This window comes from Rhizobium sp. N324, from assembly GCF_001664485.1.
Taxonomy (GTDB): Bacteria; Pseudomonadota; Alphaproteobacteria; order Rhizobiales; family Rhizobiaceae; genus Rhizobium.
The window spans coordinates 1,962,747-1,982,774 of record NZ_CP013630.1 but is presented as its reverse complement, the minus strand read 5'-3'; the positions used below and the strand labels follow the sequence as shown (position 1 = coordinate 1,982,774).

19 protein-coding genes are annotated in these 20,028 nt (G+C 62.4%); 3 read left to right on the top strand and 16 right to left on the bottom strand.

From position 1 onward, the window contains the following. Nucleotides 1-4: 4 nt before the first annotated feature. On the bottom strand, nt 5-352 hold the full coding sequence (yajC, locus tag AMK05_RS09510) for a preprotein translocase subunit YajC (RefSeq protein ID WP_003573534.1): 348 nt from the start codon (nt 350-352) through the stop codon (nt 5-7). 202 nt (nt 353-554) lie between these two features. Here yajC and AMK05_RS09505 point away from each other — a divergent pair, with 202 nt between their 5' ends. Beyond that, entirely contained in the window at nt 555-1,427 is an 873-nt protein-coding gene (locus AMK05_RS09505; protein ID WP_064838235.1) for an ATP-binding protein, read from the top strand. Nucleotides 1,428-1,480: 53 nt separating this feature from the next. Here the strand turns inward: AMK05_RS09505 and AMK05_RS09500 are convergent, their stop codons facing one another. The 13 genes from AMK05_RS09500 to AMK05_RS09440 all read right to left on the bottom strand — a co-directional run bounded on the left by AMK05_RS09500 (nt 1,481) and on the right by AMK05_RS09440 (nt 16,976). Further along, entirely contained in the window at nt 1,481-3,073 is a 1,593-nt protein-coding gene (locus tag AMK05_RS09500; protein ID WP_064838234.1) for a peptidoglycan DD-metalloendopeptidase family protein, read from the bottom strand. Nucleotides 3,074-3,212: 139 nt separating this feature from the next. Then, the gene (locus AMK05_RS09495; protein ID WP_064838233.1) at nt 3,213-3,866 is read right to left on the bottom strand and encodes a protein-L-isoaspartate(D-aspartate) O-methyltransferase; all 654 of its coding nucleotides are present in this window, start codon (nt 3,864-3,866) and stop codon (nt 3,213-3,215) included. Next, a complete protein-coding gene (surE, locus tag AMK05_RS09490; protein WP_049734268.1) occupies nt 3,863-4,636 on the bottom strand; it encodes a 5'/3'-nucleotidase SurE in 774 nt (257 codons plus the stop codon). Before surE ends, AMK05_RS09495 begins: the two co-directional genes overlap by 4 nt. Before the next feature lie 4 nt (nt 4,637-4,640). Beyond that, nucleotides 4,641-5,924: a serine--tRNA ligase gene (serS, locus tag AMK05_RS09485; protein ID WP_064838232.1), complete on the bottom strand. Its 1,284-nt coding sequence runs from the start codon at nt 5,922-5,924 to the stop codon at nt 4,641-4,643. 99 nt (nt 5,925-6,023) lie between these two features. Beyond that, nucleotides 6,024-6,851, bottom strand: a complete 828-nt coding sequence (gene tatC / locus AMK05_RS09480) for a twin-arginine translocase subunit TatC (protein WP_064838231.1) — start codon at nt 6,849-6,851, stop codon at nt 6,024-6,026. After that, the gene (tatB, locus tag AMK05_RS09475; RefSeq protein ID WP_064838230.1) at nt 6,848-7,471 is read right to left on the bottom strand and encodes a Sec-independent protein translocase protein TatB; all 624 of its coding nucleotides are present in this window, start codon (nt 7,469-7,471) and stop codon (nt 6,848-6,850) included. The genes tatC and tatB overlap by 4 nt, the downstream gene beginning before the upstream one ends. Nucleotides 7,472-7,522: 51 nt before the next feature. Further along, nucleotides 7,523-7,714 (bottom strand): twin-arginine translocase TatA/TatE family subunit, encoded by a 192-nt coding sequence (locus tag AMK05_RS09470; protein ID WP_003538990.1) that lies wholly within the window; start codon nt 7,712-7,714, stop codon nt 7,523-7,525. A gap of 186 nt (nt 7,715-7,900) precedes the next feature. Next, complete coding sequence (scpB, locus tag AMK05_RS09465; protein ID WP_064838229.1) at nt 7,901-8,617, bottom strand: SMC-Scp complex subunit ScpB; 717 nt, start codon at nt 8,615-8,617, stop codon at nt 7,901-7,903. Further along, nucleotides 8,614-9,471 (bottom strand): segregation and condensation protein A, encoded by an 858-nt coding sequence (locus AMK05_RS09460; RefSeq protein ID WP_064838228.1) that lies wholly within the window; start codon nt 9,469-9,471, stop codon nt 8,614-8,616. Before AMK05_RS09460 ends, scpB begins: the two co-directional genes overlap by 4 nt. A gap of 18 nt (nt 9,472-9,489) precedes the next feature. Continuing rightward, complete coding sequence (gene nagZ / locus AMK05_RS09455; RefSeq protein WP_064841324.1) at nt 9,490-10,503, bottom strand: beta-N-acetylhexosaminidase; 1,014 nt, start codon at nt 10,501-10,503, stop codon at nt 9,490-9,492. Nucleotides 10,504-10,613: 110 nt separating this feature from the next. Continuing rightward, entirely contained in the window at nt 10,614-13,877 is a 3,264-nt protein-coding gene (locus AMK05_RS09450) for an SPOR domain-containing protein (protein WP_064838227.1), read from the bottom strand. A gap of 61 nt (nt 13,878-13,938) precedes the next feature. After that, nucleotides 13,939-15,696 carry an arginine--tRNA ligase gene (gene argS / locus AMK05_RS09445; RefSeq protein WP_064838226.1) on the bottom strand — a complete coding sequence of 586 codons (1,758 nt, stop codon included), beginning with the start codon at nt 15,694-15,696 and terminating at the stop codon, nt 13,939-13,941. 62 nt (nt 15,697-15,758) lie between these two features. Next, entirely contained in the window at nt 15,759-16,976 is a 1,218-nt protein-coding gene (locus tag AMK05_RS09440) for a deoxyguanosinetriphosphate triphosphohydrolase (RefSeq protein ID WP_064838225.1), read from the bottom strand. Nucleotides 16,977-17,198: 222 nt separating this feature from the next. Here AMK05_RS09440 and erpA point away from each other — a divergent pair, with 222 nt between their 5' ends. Then, nucleotides 17,199-17,531: an iron-sulfur cluster insertion protein ErpA gene (gene erpA / locus AMK05_RS09435; RefSeq protein ID WP_064838224.1), complete on the top strand. Its 333-nt coding sequence runs from the start codon at nt 17,199-17,201 to the stop codon at nt 17,529-17,531. Between the two features lie 124 nt (nt 17,532-17,655). Next, nucleotides 17,656-18,447: an exodeoxyribonuclease III gene (xth, locus tag AMK05_RS09430; protein ID WP_064838223.1), complete on the top strand. Its 792-nt coding sequence runs from the start codon at nt 17,656-17,658 to the stop codon at nt 18,445-18,447. 75 nt (nt 18,448-18,522) lie between these two features. Here xth and exoR read toward each other — a convergent pair whose 3' ends face one another. Together exoR and AMK05_RS09420 are read right to left on the bottom strand one after the other, a co-directional pair. Then, the gene (gene exoR / locus AMK05_RS09425) at nt 18,523-19,326 is read right to left on the bottom strand and encodes an exopolysaccharide production regulator ExoR (protein ID WP_064838222.1); all 804 of its coding nucleotides are present in this window, start codon (nt 19,324-19,326) and stop codon (nt 18,523-18,525) included. Between the two features lie 22 nt (nt 19,327-19,348). Next, complete coding sequence (locus AMK05_RS09420) at nt 19,349-19,816, bottom strand: hypothetical protein (protein ID WP_082935638.1); 468 nt, start codon at nt 19,814-19,816, stop codon at nt 19,349-19,351. Between the last annotated feature and the right edge of the window lie 212 nt (nt 19,817-20,028).

The following is a 20,028-nucleotide window of genomic DNA, read 5'->3' as shown; positions in this document are numbered from 1 at the left end:
CTTGTTACGCTGCGTCGGCCTTGACGGGTTCACCCTTGACGCGCACATCCGAAATACCGCTGCGGACGATGCGCACACGAACGCCATCGGCGATTTCGACTTCGACTTCCTTGTCGTCGATGACCTTGGTGACCTTGCCGACGAGACCGCCACCGGTGACGACCTGATCGCCGCGGCGGATCGCCTTCAGGGTTTCCTCGCGCTTCTTGGCCTGTGCGCGCTGGGGACGGATCAGCAGGAAGTACCAGACGACCATCAGCGGCACGAACAGGATGATCATTTCGAAACCGGAGCCGCCGAAACCGGTTGCCGTATCGGTCGCACTCTGGGCGAATGCCGGGGTGATGAACATGCTAAACTCCTCAGGCTTGGCGGCGGAACTCCGCCTGTTTTTTCAGGTTGCCGGACTATAGTTGCCGCTTCGATGAATGCAACAGAAACAGCCGGAAACAGTACCGATTCCGCTGCCTCATAACCTTTCCGCCGTCAAAACGCCATGCTACCCCGCATCGAAAGATAAAGCGGATTGCCGCAGCAAGAAATCAGGAGCCGCGATGACCGAGGAAATCAACACCGCCCTGCTTGCCGAACTGAAACGGCTTGCAAATGCCGTCGAGCGCCTTGCCGGGCCGGCGCCTGCCGTCAACGATTGGGATGCCGCCGACTGTTTTGTCTGGGCGCCGTCGCGTCAGCATCTGCAGCCTGTGGCCAAGCCGAACCGGGTGGCATTGAAGCTCATCCGCGGCGTCGATCATGTGCGCGATATCCTGCACGAGAATACGGTGCGGTTCGCCGAGGGTTATGCCGCCAACAATGTGCTGCTCTGGGGCGCGCGCGGCATGGGAAAATCCTCGCTCGTCAAAGCCGTGCACGAGGATGTCAGGCGTGAAAGCGGCGTCGCGCTGAAGCTCGTCGAAGTGCATCGCGAGGATATCGCCAGCCTCCCTACCCTGCTCGACCTGCTGAAGGACACGCCCTACCGCGTTATCGTCTTCTGCGACGATCTTTCCTTCGATCACGACGACACCGCCTATAAGTCGCTAAAGGCGGCGCTCGACGGCGGCGTCGAAGGGCGGCCGGACAATGTGCTTTTCTACGCCACCTCGAACCGGCGCCATCTGCTGCCGCGCCACATGATGGAAAACGAGCAGTCGACGGCGATCAATCCGTCGGAGGCCGTCGAGGAGAAGGTTTCGCTTTCCGATCGTTTCGGTCTCTGGCTCGGCTTCCACAAATGCAGCCAGGAAGATTATCTCGGCATGATCGACGGCTATGCCGATCATTTCAAGCTCGGGTTTGACCGCGCCAAGATGCACGCCGAGGCGCTGGAATGGGCCACGACGCGCGGCGCGCGCTCCGGCCGCGTCGCCTGGCAATATATCCAGGATCTGGCCGGGCGCATGCGCGTTCACATCGACCGCGGCTAAAATACAAAAGCCCGGCGGGTGGCCGGGCTTTTGCGCTTCCTGGGACGCTGTACCTATTCCAGGAAAGTCATCGGGTTGACCGGAGATGCGTCCTTGCGCACCTCGAAATGGACCTGCGGCTGCTTGACGTCGCCGCTCATGCCGGAGACGGCGACGGTCTGGCCGCGCTGGATCTTCTGACCGCGGGCGACGCTCAGCGTATCGGCATTGCCGTAGACGGTGACGGTGCCGTCGTCGTGACGGACGAGAACCGTGTTGCCGAGTTCCTTCAGGCCGTTGCCGGCATAGATGACGACGCCGTTTTCGGCGGCCTTGATCGGCGTTCCCTGCGGCACCGAGATGTCGATGCCGTCATTGCGATTGCCGTTGACGTTGGCGCCGTAGGAAGCGATGACCTGACCGCGGACTGGCCAGCGATATTTGCCGATGCCGGTCGATTCCGGTGCGGCGGAGCTGACGTCGGACTTCTTCTCGACATCGTCGACCGTCTGGGTGGCGACCGGCGCCTTGTAGGGTGCGGGTTCAACGGAGGCCGTCTGCTGGACGGGCGCCGTCTGCGCCGGCTTCGGATCGGCCTTCTCGGTCGAGATCGAGGCGGTCTTGATATTGTCGGCGGTGCCGTTCGGGATCTTCAGCGCCTGACCGATCCGGACCGAGCTGGCGGACAGATTGTTGGCGGCCTTGAGATCGTCGATCTTGGTGCCGGTCGCCTTGGCGATCTTTGCCAGCGAATCGCCTTGCTTGACGACATAGGTGCCTGCAGGCGCTTTCGGATCCTTGCCGGCGCCGGCCGGAAGCTTGCCGGCGGGCTCGGCGCTCGCCACGGTCTTGTCGCGGGCGGAATTGGCGCCGGGAACGACGGCGACGTTCTGCTCAGGCGCTTTCACCGGCTCCGGCATCTTGCCGGGCTTGGAGAGGTCGGCCGCCTGCGACGCCGCCTTGGCGGCATTGCCGCCATTGAAGGTCGGGATCAGGATTGCCTGGCCGGGCGTGGCGGCGGAAGCCGTCTTCAGGTTGTTGACCCGCAGGATTTCCTTTTCCGGAACACCGAAGCGCCTAGACAGCGTGGCGATGCTTTCACCCGGACGCAGCGTCACGGAAGGGGCATTGGTCCCGGACCAGCCGGAAACCTTCGGCGTCGTGCTCGTCGTCAAAGGATCGGGCGCCAGCTTCGGCGCAGTCGGGGCCACCAGCCGATTTTTTTCCGCCTGGGGTGCCGAAGGGAAAGGCTGGGCGAGAGCGACTTCCTTTTCCCGCTGCCGGGATGGTGCCGCCGCCGTCGGAGCCGAAAGCTCCGAACGCTGGACCGCAACCGGCGCGGAGGCCATACGGGCGTTCGACGTGCGGACCGGATCGTAACTCGGGCTCGACGGATAAGGCTGATTCAGCGCGCCATTGCCGCCACCATAGCCAGACTGGCTGGCAACGGCGGAGCCGCCGAGATCGGCGCGCGGCACCGGATCACCCTGAACACCGCCCCTGCGCGGAATCGAGCTCGTGGTGATCTGATCCTGCCCTGAGGAGGAAAACAAGCCGCCAAACCGTGTCACATCGGAACTACAGCCCGTTGCGGCACTTGCCAGCAGGCCCACAACCAGAAGATTACTGGCTGACTTCCCGAACTTCGGCGAAAGACTGAAACGCATTGACTCGACCCACTGAGAACGCAACCATTTGTGAGTCTATTAAAACGCGTTAGTATTACCACGCAGTTAAGATGCTGGAATCAGTGCGATATTTTTGAGAAGTTGATAACCATAGCTTACGGGTGAAAAATCGCAGCGCCTACAGCAGCGAGGCAAGGCGCGGAACGATCGGCAGATAAGGGGCTTCGAACAGTTCCTCGCGCTCGAAACGGCTGCCGGTTTTCGTCAGCCGCACCATGCGGCATTCGTTCTCGGAGATCATCAGCGGCGCGATCATCGAGCCGCCGGAAACCAACTGGTCGGTATAAAAGCGCGGCATCGCATTGAAGGCAGCCGTCACCAGGATGCGATCGAAAGTGCCCTCTCCCTGCATGCCGGCGCTGCCGTCGGCATGGCGGATAATGACGTTGCGCAGACCAAGCGATTCCATGCGCCGCTGCGCGGCCGATGTCAGCGTCTTGTAGCGGTCGATGGACAGAACCCGCTCGGCCATGCGGCCCATGACGGCGGCGGTAAAGCCGCTGCCGGTGCCGATTTCCAGGACGCGCTGCCCGGGTTTGAGCTTCAGGTGATGCAGGATGCGGACGACAAAATCGACGCCTTCGAGAAAGGAGCCGCATTCGATCGGGATCGTCCGGCTCGAATAGGCGTCATCGGAATATTGCGGCGGCACGAAGAGCGAGCGCTGCGTCTGCTCGACCGCCGTCAGCAGATCGAGATCGGAGATGCCTTCGGCACGCAATCTGAGGACGAGCGCCGCAAAGCCCTCCTTCTCGGCCAGTCTTGCCGTCAAACCTGTGCTCCGTATCCCAGGGCCCGCGCCACGCGGTCCGTTACGGAATAATCGGTCAGATCCAGTTTCAAAGGCGTTACCGAAATCTTGTTATGCTTCAAGGCGTGAATATCGGTGCCTTCGATGAAGGCGCCGGCGCGTTCGCCGAATTTCAGCCAATAGTAGGGAAAGCCCCGGCCATCGGAGCGGGCATCGACCTGCAGGTTGAAGGCGAGCTTGCCCTGCATGGTCACCTCGGCGCCGTCGACATCGCCGGGACGGCAGTTCGGGAAGTTGAGATTGAGGAACGTGCCCTCCGGCAGGTCCAGAACCATCAGCTTTTCCAGAAGAGCCGGCGCATGCGTCTCGCAGACCTCCCAGGGCACGATGCGCGCACCGTCCTCATAGAGATAGGCCTGACTCAGCGCGAAGGAGCGCACCCCCTGCATCGTGCCCTCGATGGCGCCGGCGATCGTGCCGGAATAGGTCACGTCATCAGCGACGTTCGAGCCGGAATTGACGCCGGAAAGGACGAGATCGGGCTTGATGTCCATCACCTGCCGAATGCCCATGATGACGCAATCGGTTGGCGTGCCGCGCAGGGCGAAATGCTTGTCGGAAATCTTGCGCAGCCGCAAAGGCTCGGACAGGCTCAGCGAATGGGCAAGGCCGCTCTGGTCGGTCTCGGGCGCCACGATCCAGACGTCGTCGGACAGCGTGCGGGCGATCCGCTCCAGCGCGGCCAAGCCTTCGGCGTGAATGCCGTCGTCATTCGTCAGCAGGATGCGCATCGCCTCAGGCCGCCCGTTCGATCTTGGTCAATCCGCCCATATAAGGCAGCAAAACGTCCGGAATCGTGACGGAACCGTCCTCGTTCACATAATTTTCAAGCACGGCGATCATGCAGCGGCCGACGGCGGTGCCGGAGCCGTTCAGCGTGTGGACGAACTTATTGTTTTTATCGTCCTTGCCGCGGTAGCGCGCATTCATCCGGCGGGCCTGGAAATCGCCGCAGACCGAGCAGGAGGAGATTTCACGGAAGGCGTTCTGTCCCGGCAGCCAGACTTCGAGATCGTAGGTCTTGCGCGAGCCGAAGCCCATGTCGCCGGTGCACAGCGTCATCGTGCGGAAATGCAGGCCGAGCCGCTTCAGCACTTCTTCGGCGCAGGCGGTCATCCTTTCATGCTCGGCGATGGCACTCTCGGCATCGGTGATCGAGACGAGTTCGCATTTCCAGAACTGGTGCTGGCGCAGCATGCCGCGGGTGTCGCGGCCGGCCGAGCCCGCTTCCGAGCGGAAAGACGGCGTCAGCGCGGTGAAGCGCAGCGGCAGCTTTTCCTGGTCGAGGATGTCCTCGCGCACCAGATTGGTGAGCGTCACCTCAGCGGTTGGAATGAGATAGCGGCCATCCGTCGTCTTGAAGAGATCCTCTTCGAACTTCGGCAGGCTGCCGGTGCCGAACACCGCTTCAGCCCGAACCATCAGCGGCGAGCTGACTTCGGTATAACCGTGCTCGCGGGTGTGGAGATCGATCATGAACTGGCCGAGTGCGCGCTCGAGCCTGGCGAGCGGCCCGGTCAGCACCGTGAAGCGCGAACCGGAGAGCTTGGCGGCGCGCTCGAAATCCATATAACCGAGCGCCTCGCCGATTTCGAAGTGCTCCTTCGGCGTGTGGTTCCAGCGCGGCTTTTCGCCGACGGTGCGGGTGACGACATTGTCATGCTCGTCCTTGCCCACCGGGACATCGTCGAAAGGTATGTTCGGGATGCGCGAGAGTGCGTCGTTGAGCTCGGCCGTCAGCTGCCGATCCTCTTCCTCGATCGTCGGCAACAGCGCTTTCAGCTCGGCGACCTCGGCCTTCAGCTTCTCCGCGAGTTCGCCGTTCTTCTGGGATAGCGCCGCGCCGATCTCCTTGGAGGCGAGATTGCGGCGGGACAGCAGGTCCTGCGCCTTCTGCACGGCGGAGCGGCGTTTTTCATCGAGGGCAACGAGATTTTGTGCCAGGGGCTCCGCACCGCGCTTGGCAAGGGCGGCATCGAGCGCTTCGGGATTCTCACGGATCCATTTGATATCGAGCATCGTCGTTCCAGGTCGTTGCAACAGAAGTGAGCCGGCCAAAGCCTGACCGGGCTTCGACCGGATAAGACGGCGTTCTTGAAAGGATTTCCGGATTGCCGCTCAGACGCTGTCCGTCTTGGCAACGTCCGCGGATTCGGTGTCCTTTTCGACCGCCTGCCGGGCACGCTGGCGCTCCACGAGTCGCGCCGCATGGATGGAAATCTCGTAGAGAAGGATCGTCGGTATCGCAAGGCCGATCTGGGACATCGGATCCGGCGGCGTCAGCACCGCGGCGACGACGAAAGCAAGCACGATGGCGAACTTGCGCTTTTCGGCGAGCCATTGTGATGTCAGCAGGCCGACACGGGCAAGCAGCGTGGTGATGACGGGCAGCTGGAAGACGAGACCGAAGGAGAAGACCAGCGTCATGATCAGGCTCAAATATTCCGAGACCTTCGGCATCAGCGAGATCGCCACTTCGTCATGACCCGGCGCCTGCTGCATCGACAGGAAGAACCACATGACCATTGGCGTGAAGAAGAAGTAGACGAGGGCCGCGCCCATCAGGAACAGGACCGGCGAAGCAATCAGGAACGGCAGGAAGGCCTGGCGCTCGTTTTTGTAGAGACCGGGCGCGACGAACTTGTAGACCTGCGCGGCAATGATTGGGAAAGCGACCACCAGGCCGCCGAACATCGCCACCTTGACCTGCGTGAAGAAGAATTCCTGCGGCGCGGTATAAATCAGCTGCGCCTTCTCGACGTCGAGATGCGCCCACTCCACGGCCGTCTTGTAGGGAACGACCAGATAGTTGAAGAGATGCTTGGCAAAAAAGAAGCATGCGATGAAGGCGACGAAAAACGCGCCGATCGACCAGATCAGCCGCGTGCGCAGCTCCATCAGGTGCTCGATCAGCGGCTGCGGCTTGTCTTCGATATCACCGCTCATGCCTCGTCCTTCTTGTTCTTCTGCACGGACGCTTTCGGTGCTGCGGGCTTTCTGGCAGCCGTCGTGCGCTTCGGCTTTTCCGCAGCCGCGCTTTCCACGGGCGCGGCGATGGCAAAGGCGGCCTTATCTGCGGCCTTGGCGCGCGGCTTGCGCACAGCTTTCGGCTTGGCGGCAACCGCATCGGCCGTAGCGACGGCTGCAGCAACGGGTTCCGGCGTCGGCGCGGGCTCGGGTACCAGCGGCGGCGTTTCCGGCAGGCTCATTGACGGCGTCGGCACTGAAACCGCAGCTGGCGGCACTTCGGTCTTGTTCTCGGGCGCAGCAGCCTTCTGCAGGTCGGCCTTGATCTCGTTGCCCATCTGGCGAAGCGGGTTCATCGCCTCGCGCAGACTGTTGACCGGATTGAGCTTCTGGGCGTCACTCAGCGTCTGGCGGACATCATCAAGCTCGGCCTCGCGCAACGCTTCGTCGAACTGCGCCCGGAATTCACCCGCCACCTTGCGGGCGCGCTGCGTCATCTTGCCGAAAGCGCGCAGCATCGGCGGTAAATCCTTGGGACCGACAACCACGATCAGGACGACCGCGATGACCAAAAGCTCGGTCCAGCCAATATCGAACATGCAAGGCTCCTGGACGGGAAGCGCGGGGGCTGCGCTTTTTCCCGCACTTGGTTACTTCGTTTCGTCGGCCTTGTGATCGACGGTCTTGGCCGTATCCGGCGCGTCTTCGTCCGTCATGCCCTTCTTGAAGCTTTTGATGCCCTTGGCGACATCGCCCATCAGTTCCGGGATCTTGCCGCGACCGAACAACAACAGCACGATGACCAGAACGATCAACCAGTGCCACATGCTAAAAGAACCCATCATTTGCGCTTACTCCCTTTATTCGATGTTCCCATGATGTAAGGATTTCCGACATCGTTTCCAACATCAAGTCCTTCGAACTGCGCTTAATGTCACGGTATCGCCCCGTGTGACAAGCCACAGCCCCCCGAAAAATCATGAGCACCATTGTTTTCGTCATGCGTGGCGAAAGCAAGACGAAGTCCTTCAATCTTCGGAGGTAGAACGCGGGGCGAGCAACCCAAGTTCTTCGAGATCCATCTGGGTAATGGGGTCTTCGTCCTCGCTCAGCTCGTCGTTCATCAATGGCGAGGGAATATTGAAATTCGCTGGAATGCGGCCCGAGAGCAGGCCCGCGCCCTTCAATTCTTCGAGACCGGGCAGATCGCGCAATTCCTCGAGGCCGAAATGGTCGAGAAAATCGCGTGTCGTACCCAATGTCACCGGCCGGCCAGGCGTACGCCGGCGGCCGCGAAACCGCACCCAGCCCGCCTCCATCAGCACGTCGAGCGTGCCGCGCGAGGTCTGGACGCCGCGGATATCCTCGATCTCGGCACGCGTCACCGGCTGGTGATAGGCGATGATCGCCAGCACTTCCAATGCGGCGCGCGAAAGTTTCTTCACCTCGTTGTCGTCGCGACGGATGACGAAGGAGAGATCGGCGGCGGTGCGGAAAGCCCAGGCGCCCTCGATCTGCACGAGGTTGACGCCCCGCGGCGCATAGTGCGCTTTCAGGCGCTGCATGATAGCGCGCACGTCAGTATTCTCAGCTAGACGCTCAGCCAGGAAGCTCTCGGAGACCGGCTGCGAGGAGGCGAAGACCAGCGCTTCGGCGATGCGTTCCGCCTCGATCTCCGCCTGCAGGTCGCGGCTCCTGCCTTCGAAATCGTCCTCGAAATCCTCTTCGCTCTGCGGATCGATCAAACCGGCTGCTCCTGCTCCACCACCTGCAGCGTGGCGTGTTTGGGTCCGCGACGCATGTATATCGGCTGGAAGGCGCCGTCCTGGCGGATTTCCAGCTTGCCCTCGCGCACCAGCTCCAGCGAGGCGGCAAAGGCGCTGGCGATCGCCGTGACGCGTTCCTCGGGCGTCGCGAGATAACGCAGCAGATAATGCTCCATCGCGGTCCAGTCGCCGACCTCGCCGATCATCTGGGTCAGCAATTCACGCGCATCGGTCAGCGACCAGACGCTGCGTCTCTCGATGGTCACCTGGGTAACGGCGTTGCGCTGGCGCAGCGCCGCATAGGCGGTCAAAAGGTCGTACAGGCTTGCCGCATAGGCGGATTGCTGCCGGTCGGGAATATGCTCGGGCGCGCCGCGCACGAAGATGTCGCGGCCGAGGCGGTTGCGGTTGACGAGGCCCTCCGCCGCCTGGCGCATGGCTTCGAGGCGTTTCAGCCGGAAGGCGAGCGTTGCCGCCATCTCCTCGCCCGAAGGACCGTCATCCTTGATCTGCTGGGGTATCAGCAGCCGAGACTTGAGATAGGCAAGCCAGGCCGCCATGACGAGATAATCGGCGGCAAGCTCGATGCGGATACGCCGGGCGCTCTCGACGAACTGCAGATATTGCTCGGCGAGCGCCAGCACGGAAATGCGCGACAGGTCTACCTTCTGGTTGCGGGCGAGATAGAGCAACAGGTCGAGCGGGCCTTCGAAACCGGCGACGTCGATCACCAGCGCCGGCTCGTGGCTGGCGCGCTCGGCGCCGTTATCCTGCCACAGCTTGTCCATCGGCGTTGCCGCCTGCGGACGCTCCGTGCCTTTGACCGTACTCACCACCCTGCTCCTCTGCGATCACACCATCGCAAATATCGCCTCGAATTCCGCCCGCAACTCCGCCTCATCGGCGGCATCCGGAGCGGCAAAACCTGCTTCCACCGCTTTCGCGCGGGCAAGCGACGCGCCGCGGAGCGGCGGAACATTTGCCACGACATCCAGCATCTCGTCCATATGGCCATTGCAATGCAGCACGATATCGCATCCGCCTGCAATAATATTCGCCGCACGTTCGCCGATCGTGCCGGAAAGAGCATTCATCGAACTGTCGTCGGAAAGCAGCAGACCGTTAAAGCCGATATGCTTGCGGATAATGCCCTCGGTCACGGTGCGCGAGGTCGTCGCCGGATTGTCCCGGTCGATGGCGGTGAAGACGACGTGGCAGGTCATCGCCATCAACTCGTCCTTCATCGCGATAAACGGCGGGAAATCATGAGCCTCCAATTCCTCGCGCGAGACGGTGACGACAGGCAGTTCCAGATGGGAATCGGCAAAGCCGCGGCCGTGGCCGGGCATATGCTTGATGACAGGCAGCAGGCCGCCCGCCTTCAGCCCTTCGGCAGCAGCCCGGCCCATGGCGATGACGGTCTCGGGATCGCCGCCATAGGCGCGGTCGCCGATGACGTTGCTGCTGCCCTCGACCGGCACATCGAGCACCGGCAGGCAATCGACATCGATGCCGAGGCGCGAAAGATCGAAGGCATGCAGCCGCGACATCGCCCAGGCGGCGCGCAGGCCGAGCGCCGGGTCGCGGCGATAGAGATCGCCGAGCGCCTGGCCGGAAGGATAACGCGCGAGAACCGGCGGACGGATGCGCTGAACGCGGCCCCCCTCCTGGTCGATCAGCACCGGCGCATGCCAGCCGACGCTGTCGCGCAGTTCGGCGACGAGATCGGCGATCTGCCCTGCTTCGGAGATGTTGCGCCCGAAGAGGATGAAGCCCCAGGGCCGTTCGCCCCGGTAGAAGGCCTTCTCTTCGGATGTGAGGGCAAGGCCGCTGCAGCCCAGGATCATCGCTTTTGATTCGGTCATCTCAGAATCATAGACTGCGGCCGGCCAAATGCGAGCAAGGTCGGGCGCGATGCACAAAAAAGAGCGGCGGACCGAACCGGCCCGCCGCTCTTTAAATCAAAGATGCGAAGTTACCTGGAGATCAGGCAGCTTCCGCCCGCCGCGCGATACTGTTCGCAAAGCGCCGCGGCCTCGTCCTTGGAACCGGCCGGGATGCGGACGCGGTAGAAAGTGCCCTTGCCGGCGACATCGGCCCTGCGGATCTCATGAGCGCGACCACCAAGCACGCCGGCGAATTTCTTCGACAGGCTGGCATAGGATTTGTTCGCCTCGTCTTCCGAGGGCAGCGAGGCGATCTGGATGCCGTAGCCGCCGGCGGAGGCGGCCTGCTGCTGCGGCTTGGCAGCGGCAGGTGCTGCGGCCGCAACTTCCGTCTTCGGCTGCTGGGCGGCCGGGCGGACATTGCCCTTCTCGGTCACCGTGCCGACGACGTTGACCGGCTGGTCGACCGGACGGGCGGTCGGAACAGGCGCGGTATCGCCGATCGCCGAGGTCTTGACCGGGCGCACCGGCGCATCGACCGGGGCCGGATTTGCGGCCTGCGCATCGGCGTCGGTAGCAATCGGCGGCTTTGCCGGCGCGGTTTCCACAGGCGCCGCGGAGCGGGCATCGGCGGAGGCAACCTCGGCATTTGAAGGGAAGCTTGCGGCCGTTCCGGCGACCGGCGGCACTGGTGAAGCCGATTGCGCCGACGGGGCCGTCAACGCCGGCATCGGCTGAGCGGCCTGTGCAGACGCTGTTGCCGGGGCAGCAGGCTGGTCGGCGGGCGCTGAATCCTCACGGGCGACCAGGGTGCCGTCAGGCTTGACGATCATCGTGCGGACCTTGCGCGGCGAAACCGACGGCGTCTTGTCGGCACCGCCTGCGGCAGCGTTGTCCGCATTGTCCTGGTTCGGCAGCAGACGCGGATCTTCCGTCTCACCGACCGCAGTCGGCGTGACCTGATCACCGGCACTGGCGTTCTCGTCGTCCTCAGGCAGCGCTTCCGGTGTCAGCGTGCGCTGGACGACATCGACCGGCGCCTCGTCGGAAGAAACCAGCGCCTTCTGCTTCGGCTCCTCGGCGGAACCGGCAACACGGTCGTAGACGGCCTTGTCCTGGTTCGGCACGGTCTTGCCGCCGGGATTTTCCGGGACGACCTTGACCGGCTCCTTGTCGGCGGTGATCACGCGCGGCTCGCCGGATGCGACAATGCCGAGCCCCTCGCCGTTCCAGACGGAGGAATAGACGCCGTAACCGACACCGGCAAAGACCACGAGCACGACAGCTCCGGCCAGCAGCCGGCGCATCGACCGGGCACGGCTGAAATCGGCCGCCTGGCTTGCCGATTCGATACGGACCTCGGAGGTCTCGCGGCGCTCGACCGGCTCGCGCACGCTGCGGCGGAAATCCTCCTCAAGCGCCCGTTCGAAATCATCGAGGCCATCGGCGATGGTTGGCTTGACCGGCTTTGCTGCGGCGGCAGCCGTATCGCGAACCGGAGCCGGCGTTTCGCGCGGCTTGGCCGGCTCGAAGAAGCTGGCGATCTCGGCGTCGAGATCGAAATCGAAATCCTGGGTTTTCGCGACCGGCGCGGGCTGCTCGACCGGCGGCAACGCCGGCACGTGCATGTCCTCGACCGCCTCAGGACGATCCTCCGGATCGGAGATCATCGCCGGATCAAACGGCAGATCCTCGGTCGATTCGGCGACAGGCGCCCAGTTGAAGGCCGGAGCCGGGGCCGCGGTTGGAGCCTGGGACTGAACGATGACCGGAGCAGGCGGTGCAGCAGTGGAAGCCGCCTGCTGGAAAGCCGGAGTTTGCGGCTCAGGCGCAAACTCCGCGGGCGCAACCTCCGGGGCGGACCGAGAAGAGACGGCAGCGGCCTGCTGAGGGGCACGGACCGGCGGCTGCGGCGCAGGCTCGGCCGGTTCGGAGAAATCGAGATCGGAGAGCTCCAGCTCGATGCCGGCAAGATCCAGCTCGAAATCATGGCCGGCGAAGGGGTCGTCGGCCTCAGGCACAGGCTGTGGCGCCCGCGAATACGCCATTGCGGCAGGCTGGGGCGCTATGACCTCGGCAGGCTGCAGCGTGGCCGGCCTTGCGGCCTCGGCGGCGTAGACCTGCGCTGGCTCGACCGGGGCGGGCCGAGCGGGGGCCGCGGCGACCGGTGCGGGCGCGATCACCCGCGGCTCGACAAATGCGGCGGCCATAGGCGCGGCGGCAACGGGGGCGGCAGCAATGGGCGCTGTTTCGATCGGTTCGGCCTGCGGCGAAACGGGCGACGAATTGGGGCGCTGCGGCACCGGATAGCGCGAGACGTCGGCGAGCAGATCGTCAAGATCGAAAGTGCCGGCAGTGTGCGGAACTTCGGGCACGACCTCGGTCAGCGCCGCATCGGCCTGGATCTCGCCTTCAACGGCGGCGGCAAGGAGATCGAAACCGGCGTCGGACCCGAAATCTTCAAGCTCGTCTTCGATTTCGACGAAGTCCTCGGTCTCGGCAACCTCTTCGGACGCGATCACCTCGTCATGGCGATCGAGCTCGGCCGGGAAGCCAAGCGACGGAGAGGCGGATTCGAACTCCTCGGACGGCTCGGCAGCGACGACGGGCGCCGCCGGCTCGACGACCGGGGTGGACGGCTCGATTGTGGGCTGCGGCTCTGCAGCGGCAAGATCGACGGACGGCGCTTCAGCCAGCGGCTCTGCGGCCGCTTCGACCACAGGTTCCGGCGCAACCACCGTTTCTTCTCGTTTAGCGGCGTGGAAATTGGCAAGCGGCAGCCGGATGCTGGCGGCCGACCACTGCGGCGCCTTGGCAGGCTGCGGCACTGCTGAAACCGGAGCAGCGCCGATCGACAGCTCGAGCTCTTCGATCAGGTCGCGCGCACCGCCGAGGGCCGATTGTACCGGCGTCCCGTGAGCGGGCTCGACGGAGAGCTGCTGCGGCCAAACCGCCTGGTCGTCGGCGGGCGCGTCCCAGGTGACTGTGGCAGGCAGAGCTTCTTCCTCAGCCTCAACAGAGGCAACGAAAGCCGGCTCAGGAACCTCAGGCCGCTCAACGGCGGGAGACACATCGAGAACGGGCTCGATGTAATCTTCGGGCGTGTCGTCATCGGAGATCGGCTCGGCGGGCCGGTCGAGCTCTGCGAGCGGACGGGGCGAATCGTAGCGGTCGAACTCGCGCCCAAGCTCGTCTTCGAGATCGAGGGCGGGCTCGCGCCGCGCTTCGGTCATCGTATTTGCTGCAACACGCGGCTCGAAGCCGACGATACGGGCAAGTTCGGCCAACGGATCGTCGTCGGCAAACAGTTCGTCTTTTCCGCGCGTATCATACGCAAGTTGTTTATCAGCCATGCCTATCCCACTCGCAAACGCCAACTCTGAAATGCCAGCGCATTGTGGGGAAATGGTGACGTTATCGCATTTCGTCCGGTGCGGCAGTGCCTGTAATGGCAAGTCCCGACTTCAAAACCGACGCGACGGCGTACACCAGCCCAAGTCTGGCAATAGTTGATTCTCGGTTTTTATCATTAACAAATCGTAATTCCGGCTGATCTTTACCTTTGTTCCAGTGCGCGTGGAAAGAACTTGCGAGGTCGTAGAGGTAAAAAGCGACCCGATGCGGCTCCTGCGACTGAGCTGCCGCTTCGACGATCCGCGGGAATTCGGCGAGCTTGGCGACGAGCTGCAATTCGGCCGGATCTCCAATGCCTGCAATGGTTTGCGCCAGTTCGGCAGGGGAAACATCGAGGTCGCCGAAAGCCTCTCTCGCCTGCCGGAAGACCGACATGCAGCGGGCATGCGCATATTGCACGTAAAAAACCGGATTATCTTTCGACTGTTCCGTCACTTTGGCGAAATCGAAGTCGAGCGGCTCGGAATTCTTGCGGTAAAGCATCATGAAACGGACCGAATCACGGCCGACTTCCTCGACGACATCCCGAAGCGTGACAAAATCGCCCGAGCGTTTCGACATCTTCACCGGCTCGCCGTTGCGATAAAGCTTGACGAGCTGGCAGAGCAGCACCGTCAGCTTCGCCTTACCGTCCGAAACGCCGCGTGCCACCGCTTCCAGGCGCTTGACGTAGCCGCCATGGTCGGCGCCGAGCACATAGATCATCTCGTCGAAACCGCGATCGAACTTGTTCTTGAAGTAGGCGACGTCGGCGGCGAAATAGGTATAGGAACCGTCGGACTTGATCAGCGGCCGGTCCATATCATCGCCCACTTCGGTCGAGCGGAACAGCGTCTGTTCGCGATCCTCCCAATCCTCGGGCAGCTGGCCCTTCGGCGGCGGCAGCGTGCCCTTGTAGACATAGCCCTTGAAGGTCAGGTCATTGATCGCCGTGCGGATCGCAGCCGCGCCATTGGCATGCAGGGTGCGCTCGGAGAAGAAGATATCGTGATGGACGTTCAGCGCCGCCAGGTCTTCGCGGATCATCACCATCATCGCATCGATGGTGCGGTCCTTGACGATCGGCATCCATTGGTCTTCCGGCATGTTGTGCAGCCGCACGCCGTAATCGGCGGCAAGCGACTGTCCCACAGGCACGAGATAGTCGCCCGGATAGAGGCCCGAGGGAATTTCGCCGATCTTTTCGCCGAGCGCCTCGCGATAGCGCAGGAAGACGGAACGGGCGAGCACGTCGATCTGCGAACCGGCATCGTTGATGTAATATTCCTTCTCGACGCCGTAGCCGGCAAAGGCGAGCAGGTTGGCGAGCGCGTCGCCGACGACGGCGCCGCGGCAATGGCCGACATGCATCGGCCCGGTCGGATTGGCCGAGACATATTCGACGTTGACCTTCCGCCCCTCACCCAGCGTTGAGCGGCCGTAATCGGTGCCGGCGCCGATCATCGCGGCGAGCAGCCGCTGCCAGTAACCGACAGAGAGACGGATGTTGATGAAACCGGGACCCGCGACCGAAACATCGGCGACGTCGGCGTCCTCCCTGAGCTTGGCGATGATGATGTCGGCCAGCGCGCGCGGGTTGGTTCCGAGCGGTTTTGCCAGCACCATCGCGGCATTGGTCGCAACGTCGCCGTGGCTCGCGTCACGCGGCGGCTCGACGGCGATACGGCCGAAATCGAGCTCGGATCGCTTTTCCCTGACCAGATCGATCTGTTCAAGGGCGGTTTTGATCCTGGCTTCGAAGTCGGTAAAAAGGTTCATCGCACTCTTCCATGCATAGGCTGTGCCAAAGGCAAATCGGCCCTTGGCGGGGCGACCGCTGCCTATCGCAAATCCGGAGTGTGGTCAAACAATCGCCTGTGGGCGCTGATTGCATAGGTGTCGGTCATGCCGGCGAGATAGTCGCCGACATGGCGGGCCTTCGGCGCATCGGCGAGACCGGCGATATGATCGACCCAGTAATGGCTCTGCATCTCCTTGGGATTGGCCATGTAGGCGGCAAAGAGATCGGTGACGATCTTTGCCGCACCGGCGCGGATGCGCATGATATCGGGATTGCGGTAGATGCGCTTGAACAGCATCGCCTTGATCTGCCTGTCGGTTTCGGCCATGCGATCGGAGAAGGTGGCGATAACCCGGTCGGCGGCGCGGATGTCGGCAGCACTCTCGGGCCGCAGCAGGGAAAGGCGCTCCTGCGCAACGGCGATCACGTCTTCGACCATGCGGGTGATCTGCCGCCGCATGATCTCATGGGTGAAGCGGCTCGGCTCCAGATGCGGATATCGCACCCTCACCTCGGCCATCAGCCCGGCCAAAAACGGGATTTCCTCCAGCATATCGAACGTCAGGTAGCCGGAGCGCAGGCCGTCGTCGATATCGTGGGTGTTATAGGCGATGTCGTCGGCAATCGCCGCGACCTGGGCCTCGAGGCTGGCATAGGTTGCCAGCTCAAGATCGTGCAACTCGCAATAATCGAGGATCGGCTGCGGAACCGGGCCGCGCGTGCCCACGCCATCCGGCGTCAGCAGCGGGCCATTGTGCTTGACCAGGCCTTCGAGGCTTTCCCATGTCAGGTTGATGCCGTCGAATTCGGCATAGCGCCGCTCCAGCTTGGTGACAATGCGCAGCGATTGGGCATTGTGGTCGAAACCGCCATAGGGCAACAGCACCTCGTGCAGCGCGTCCTCGCCGGTGTGCCCGAACGGCGTGTGGCCGAAATCATGCACCAGCGCCACGCCCTCGGCCAGATCCTCGTCGAGCTTCAGGGCGCGGGCGAGCGCGCGGGCGATCTGCGCCACCTCGATCGTATGCGTCAGCCGGGTGCGGTAATGATCGCCGTCCTGGGCGATGAAGACCTGGGTCTTGTGCTTCAGCCGGCGGAAGGCGGTGGTATGGACGATGCGGTCGCGGTCGCGCTGGAAATCGGAGCGCGTCGGGCTGCCGTCCTCCGGATAGAGCCGCCCGCGGCTCGTCCAGGGGTCTGCCGCATAGACTGCCCTTTCACTGCTGCCGAAACCTAAAGCACGCGTATCGATCGTCATTCTTCACCGTCATCCTGCATGTTGCCGCATCTGCCCATTGACGCCGCTTTGCGCTCTTCATACCTATAGCCCGAAGAAACGGCAAAGAGGCGCTTACTCAACCACCTCCGCGCATCATGGCCTTTTTCCGAAGATCATGATAAGTTCGTTTGATATCAGGTATTTGAACATTCAAGTGCCAAAACCCATTCTCTCCGGATCTTGACCCCGGCAGGAGGAAACATGACGGATATGAGTGTAACCCTTTCAGATGCCGCCGCAAAGCGTATCGCTGCGATCGTCGGCGCCGAGGCCGGCAAGAGCGCGTTGCGCGTCTCCGTCGAAGGCGGCGGCTGTTCCGGCTTTTCCTACAAGTTCGATCTTGCCGACAGCGCCGGCGACGATGACGTCGTCGTCGAAAAGAACAACGCCAAGGTGCTGATCGACAGCCTGTCGCTCGTCTACATGGCGGGTTCGGAGATCGACTTCGTCGACAATCTGCTTGGTCAATCCTTCCAGATCAAGAACCCCAACGCAGTGGCAAGCTGCGGCTGCGGCACCAGCTTCTCGATCTGAATATCCAGACGCATCGCACTGTCCTAATGAACTGGCCGAAGAAGTGACTCCGGCGGGTTTATCGTCTTGTCCTGCTAGGAAAGACCACGATAAAAGAAGCGCACGAAGCGAACAGGACAGAGCCATGAAGATCGCGACCTGGAACATCAACGGCGTCAAGGCGCGCATCGACAATCTCACGCAATGGCTCAAGGATTCCGATCCGGATATCGTCTGCCTGCAGGAGATCAAGACGGTCGACGAAGGGTTTCCCAGGCTGGAGATCGAGGCACTCGGCTATCATGTCGAGACGCACGGCCAGAAAGGCTTCAATGGCGTGGCGATCCTCTCGAAGAGTTCGCCTTCCGAAGTCAACCGCGGCCTGCCCGGCGATCTGCTGGACGAACAGTCGCGTTTCCTCGAAGCTGTGTTCACGCTGCCCGACACACGCATCCTGCGCGTCTGCTGCATCTACCTGCCGAACGGCAATCCTGTCGACACCGAGAAATATCCCTACAAGCTCGCCTGGATGGAGCGCCTGCGGACCTTTGCCGCCGAGCGGCTGGCCTATGAGGAGATGCTGGTGCTTGCCGGCGATTACAATGTCATCCCGGAACCGCACGACTGCTTCGATCCCAAGGTCTGGGAAAGCGATGCGCTGTTTCTGCCGCAGACGCGGGAGGCGTTCCGCCGGCTCGAAAATCTCGGGCTGACGGATGCAGTGCGCGCGACGACGGATGCGACGCAGTTCTATTCCTTCTGGGATTATCAGGCCGGTGCCTGGCCGAAGAACAACGGCATTCGCATCGATCATCTGCTGCTGTCGCCCGAGGCCGCCGACCGGATGACGTCGGCTGCGATCGAAAAACACGTGCGGGCCTGGGAAAAACCATCCGACCACGTGCCTGTGATCGCCTATTTCGATTTCGCGGCCTAGAATTGCATGAAAACAAAGAGATAGAGCGTTTCCGCAATTTGAAGAATCACGGAAATGCTCTATGTTTATCCTGCCTCAGTCGTCCGAGCCGCTGGCGATGCTGTGCGAGAGGGATACCGCCGTGCGGCGGTCGGCCTCGTTGGCAACTGAGAAGGCCTGTTCCTGCAGCGCTTCCATCCAGTTGCAATCCTTGGGCTTGCAGCGGTCGAGTGCTGCCGTCATCAGCGCCAAGCCGCGGGCCGTCTGGCCTTCGTCGAAAAGAATATTGCCGAAGACCGCCATGGCGCCGGGATGACCGCTCTTGCGAGCCTGGTTCAGCCATTTCTTCGCCTGCTGCGGGCTGGCATTGCCGCCCTCGCCGGCCAGCATCATCTGCGCCAGCTGGAACTGCGCCTCGGGGACGCCAAAGGTGGAGGCCACCTGAAAGTAAAGCTGGCGCGCCTGGCTGAGGTCGATCCGGACAGGACTGCCCGAAATGCCGTGCTTGTAATAATTGGCGAGCGAGAGCAGCGCGTTGACGAAGAAGCCGGTGTCTTCCGAGCCGGGCTCGACACCCTGCTGGGCGATCTCGCTGTAAATCTTGAAGGCTTCGAAATCATCCTGCGTGACGCCGTCGCCATCGGCATACATGTTGGCAAGCGCCCAGCGCGAGCCGGTATGGCCCTTTTCGGCAGCATATTTATAGGCTTCGACCGCCTCTTCCTTCTGGCCGTTCTTATAGGCTTTGAAGCCGAACTTGAAGAGATCGAATGGGCCGGATTCCTTGCTGACGCCCGCCTTGATGTCGAATGCGCGGACCGGGCCGGACAGCGCCAGGGCTACGGCCATCGACATGCCCATCAGCATGATCTTGAACAGTTTGAACTCGGACGTTACCATTTCAACCGATTTCTTTCGCTCATCACAGGCAGGAAGCAGCGGCGCTCGCGCCGTGCATTCCGCGGATGTATTTCGTCGAGGCGAGCGATCCCGCGGCGAGCTCCATGGCTCCTTTGCCCGCGTCGCATCCAGCCCACTGGCCCTCTATCGAAGGCCGAGTTCTCAGTGCATCATTCAGAACCACCCGGCTCCCGGCATGGCCCGACTGCAATCTCCGTGGCACTCTTTCGGCAGGTGCTGCATCCGCCTTCCCGCCTTCACCATATTCGTAAACAGCAAATGTGACGAAACCGGTATCGACATCTCCAGCAAGGCCGGGCTGCTCATTCGAGCGGGCCGAAAACGACAACAAAGAACGGCCAGACGGCGCCGCCGCGAGGCCGGATCGGCGGCTGGAACAGCCTTGCGCGGCAAGCGAAACGACCGCAATCAAACGATTGCCGCCAATCGTATCGCGCGATCTGGTGTTACCGGAAAAAAATCGACCCATGCTACAATTTACACGCACCGCAAGCCTGCCCGTCTCCTCGTACGCAAATATCGCTGCGCTCTCTTTGTGGCGGGAAATGGACAAATTCACCCCGCTGCCACCTTACGCCAATCGTCGTAAAAAAGTGTTGCGGAATCGTCACAAAACGGGATCAGAAAATAGTATAATTAGCGGGCGCGGATAAAGAAGAGCCCGGCAGTGCCGGGCTCATC

What these genes read in the sequence shown, in the direction of transcription:
- AMK05_RS09500 (WP_064838234.1), bottom strand. Translation starts at nt 3,073, where the DNA reads ATGCGTTTCAGTCTTTCGCCGAAGTTCGGGAAGTCAGCCAGTAATCTT.
- nagZ (WP_064841324.1), bottom strand. Translation starts at nt 10,503, where the DNA reads ATGACCGAATCAAAAGCGATGATCCTGGGCTGCAGCGGCCTTGCCCTC.
- tatC (WP_064838231.1), bottom strand. Translation starts at nt 6,851, where the DNA reads ATGAGCGGTGATATCGAAGACAAGCCGCAGCCGCTGATCGAGCACCTG.
- AMK05_RS09470 (WP_003538990.1), bottom strand. Translation starts at nt 7,714, where the DNA reads ATGGGTTCTTTTAGCATGTGGCACTGGTTGATCGTTCTGGTCATCGTG.
- exoR (WP_064838222.1), bottom strand. Translation starts at nt 19,326, where the DNA reads ATGGTAACGTCCGAGTTCAAACTGTTCAAGATCATGCTGATGGGCATG.
- argS (WP_064838226.1), bottom strand. Translation starts at nt 15,696, where the DNA reads ATGAACCTTTTTACCGACTTCGAAGCCAGGATCAAAACCGCCCTTGAA.
- yajC (WP_003573534.1), bottom strand. Translation starts at nt 352, where the DNA reads ATGTTCATCACCCCGGCATTCGCCCAGAGTGCGACCGATACGGCAACC.
- AMK05_RS09420 (WP_082935638.1), bottom strand. Translation starts at nt 19,816, where the DNA reads ATGGGTCGATTTTTTTCCGGTAACACCAGATCGCGCGATACGATTGGC.
- xth (WP_064838223.1), top strand. Translation starts at nt 17,656, where the DNA reads ATGAAGATCGCGACCTGGAACATCAACGGCGTCAAGGCGCGCATCGAC.
- serS (WP_064838232.1), bottom strand. Translation starts at nt 5,924, where the DNA reads ATGCTCGATATCAAATGGATCCGTGAGAATCCCGAAGCGCTCGATGCC.
- AMK05_RS09505 (WP_064838235.1), top strand. Translation starts at nt 555, where the DNA reads ATGACCGAGGAAATCAACACCGCCCTGCTTGCCGAACTGAAACGGCTT.
- AMK05_RS09450 (WP_064838227.1), bottom strand. Translation starts at nt 13,877, where the DNA reads ATGGCTGATAAACAACTTGCGTATGATACGCGCGGAAAAGACGAACTG.
- AMK05_RS09440 (WP_064838225.1), bottom strand. Translation starts at nt 16,976, where the DNA reads ATGACGATCGATACGCGTGCTTTAGGTTTCGGCAGCAGTGAAAGGGCA.
- surE (WP_049734268.1), bottom strand. Translation starts at nt 4,636, where the DNA reads ATGCGCATCCTGCTGACGAATGACGACGGCATTCACGCCGAAGGCTTG.
- tatB (WP_064838230.1), bottom strand. Translation starts at nt 7,471, where the DNA reads ATGTTCGATATTGGCTGGACCGAGCTTTTGGTCATCGCGGTCGTCCTG.
- erpA (WP_064838224.1), top strand. Translation starts at nt 17,199, where the DNA reads ATGACGGATATGAGTGTAACCCTTTCAGATGCCGCCGCAAAGCGTATC.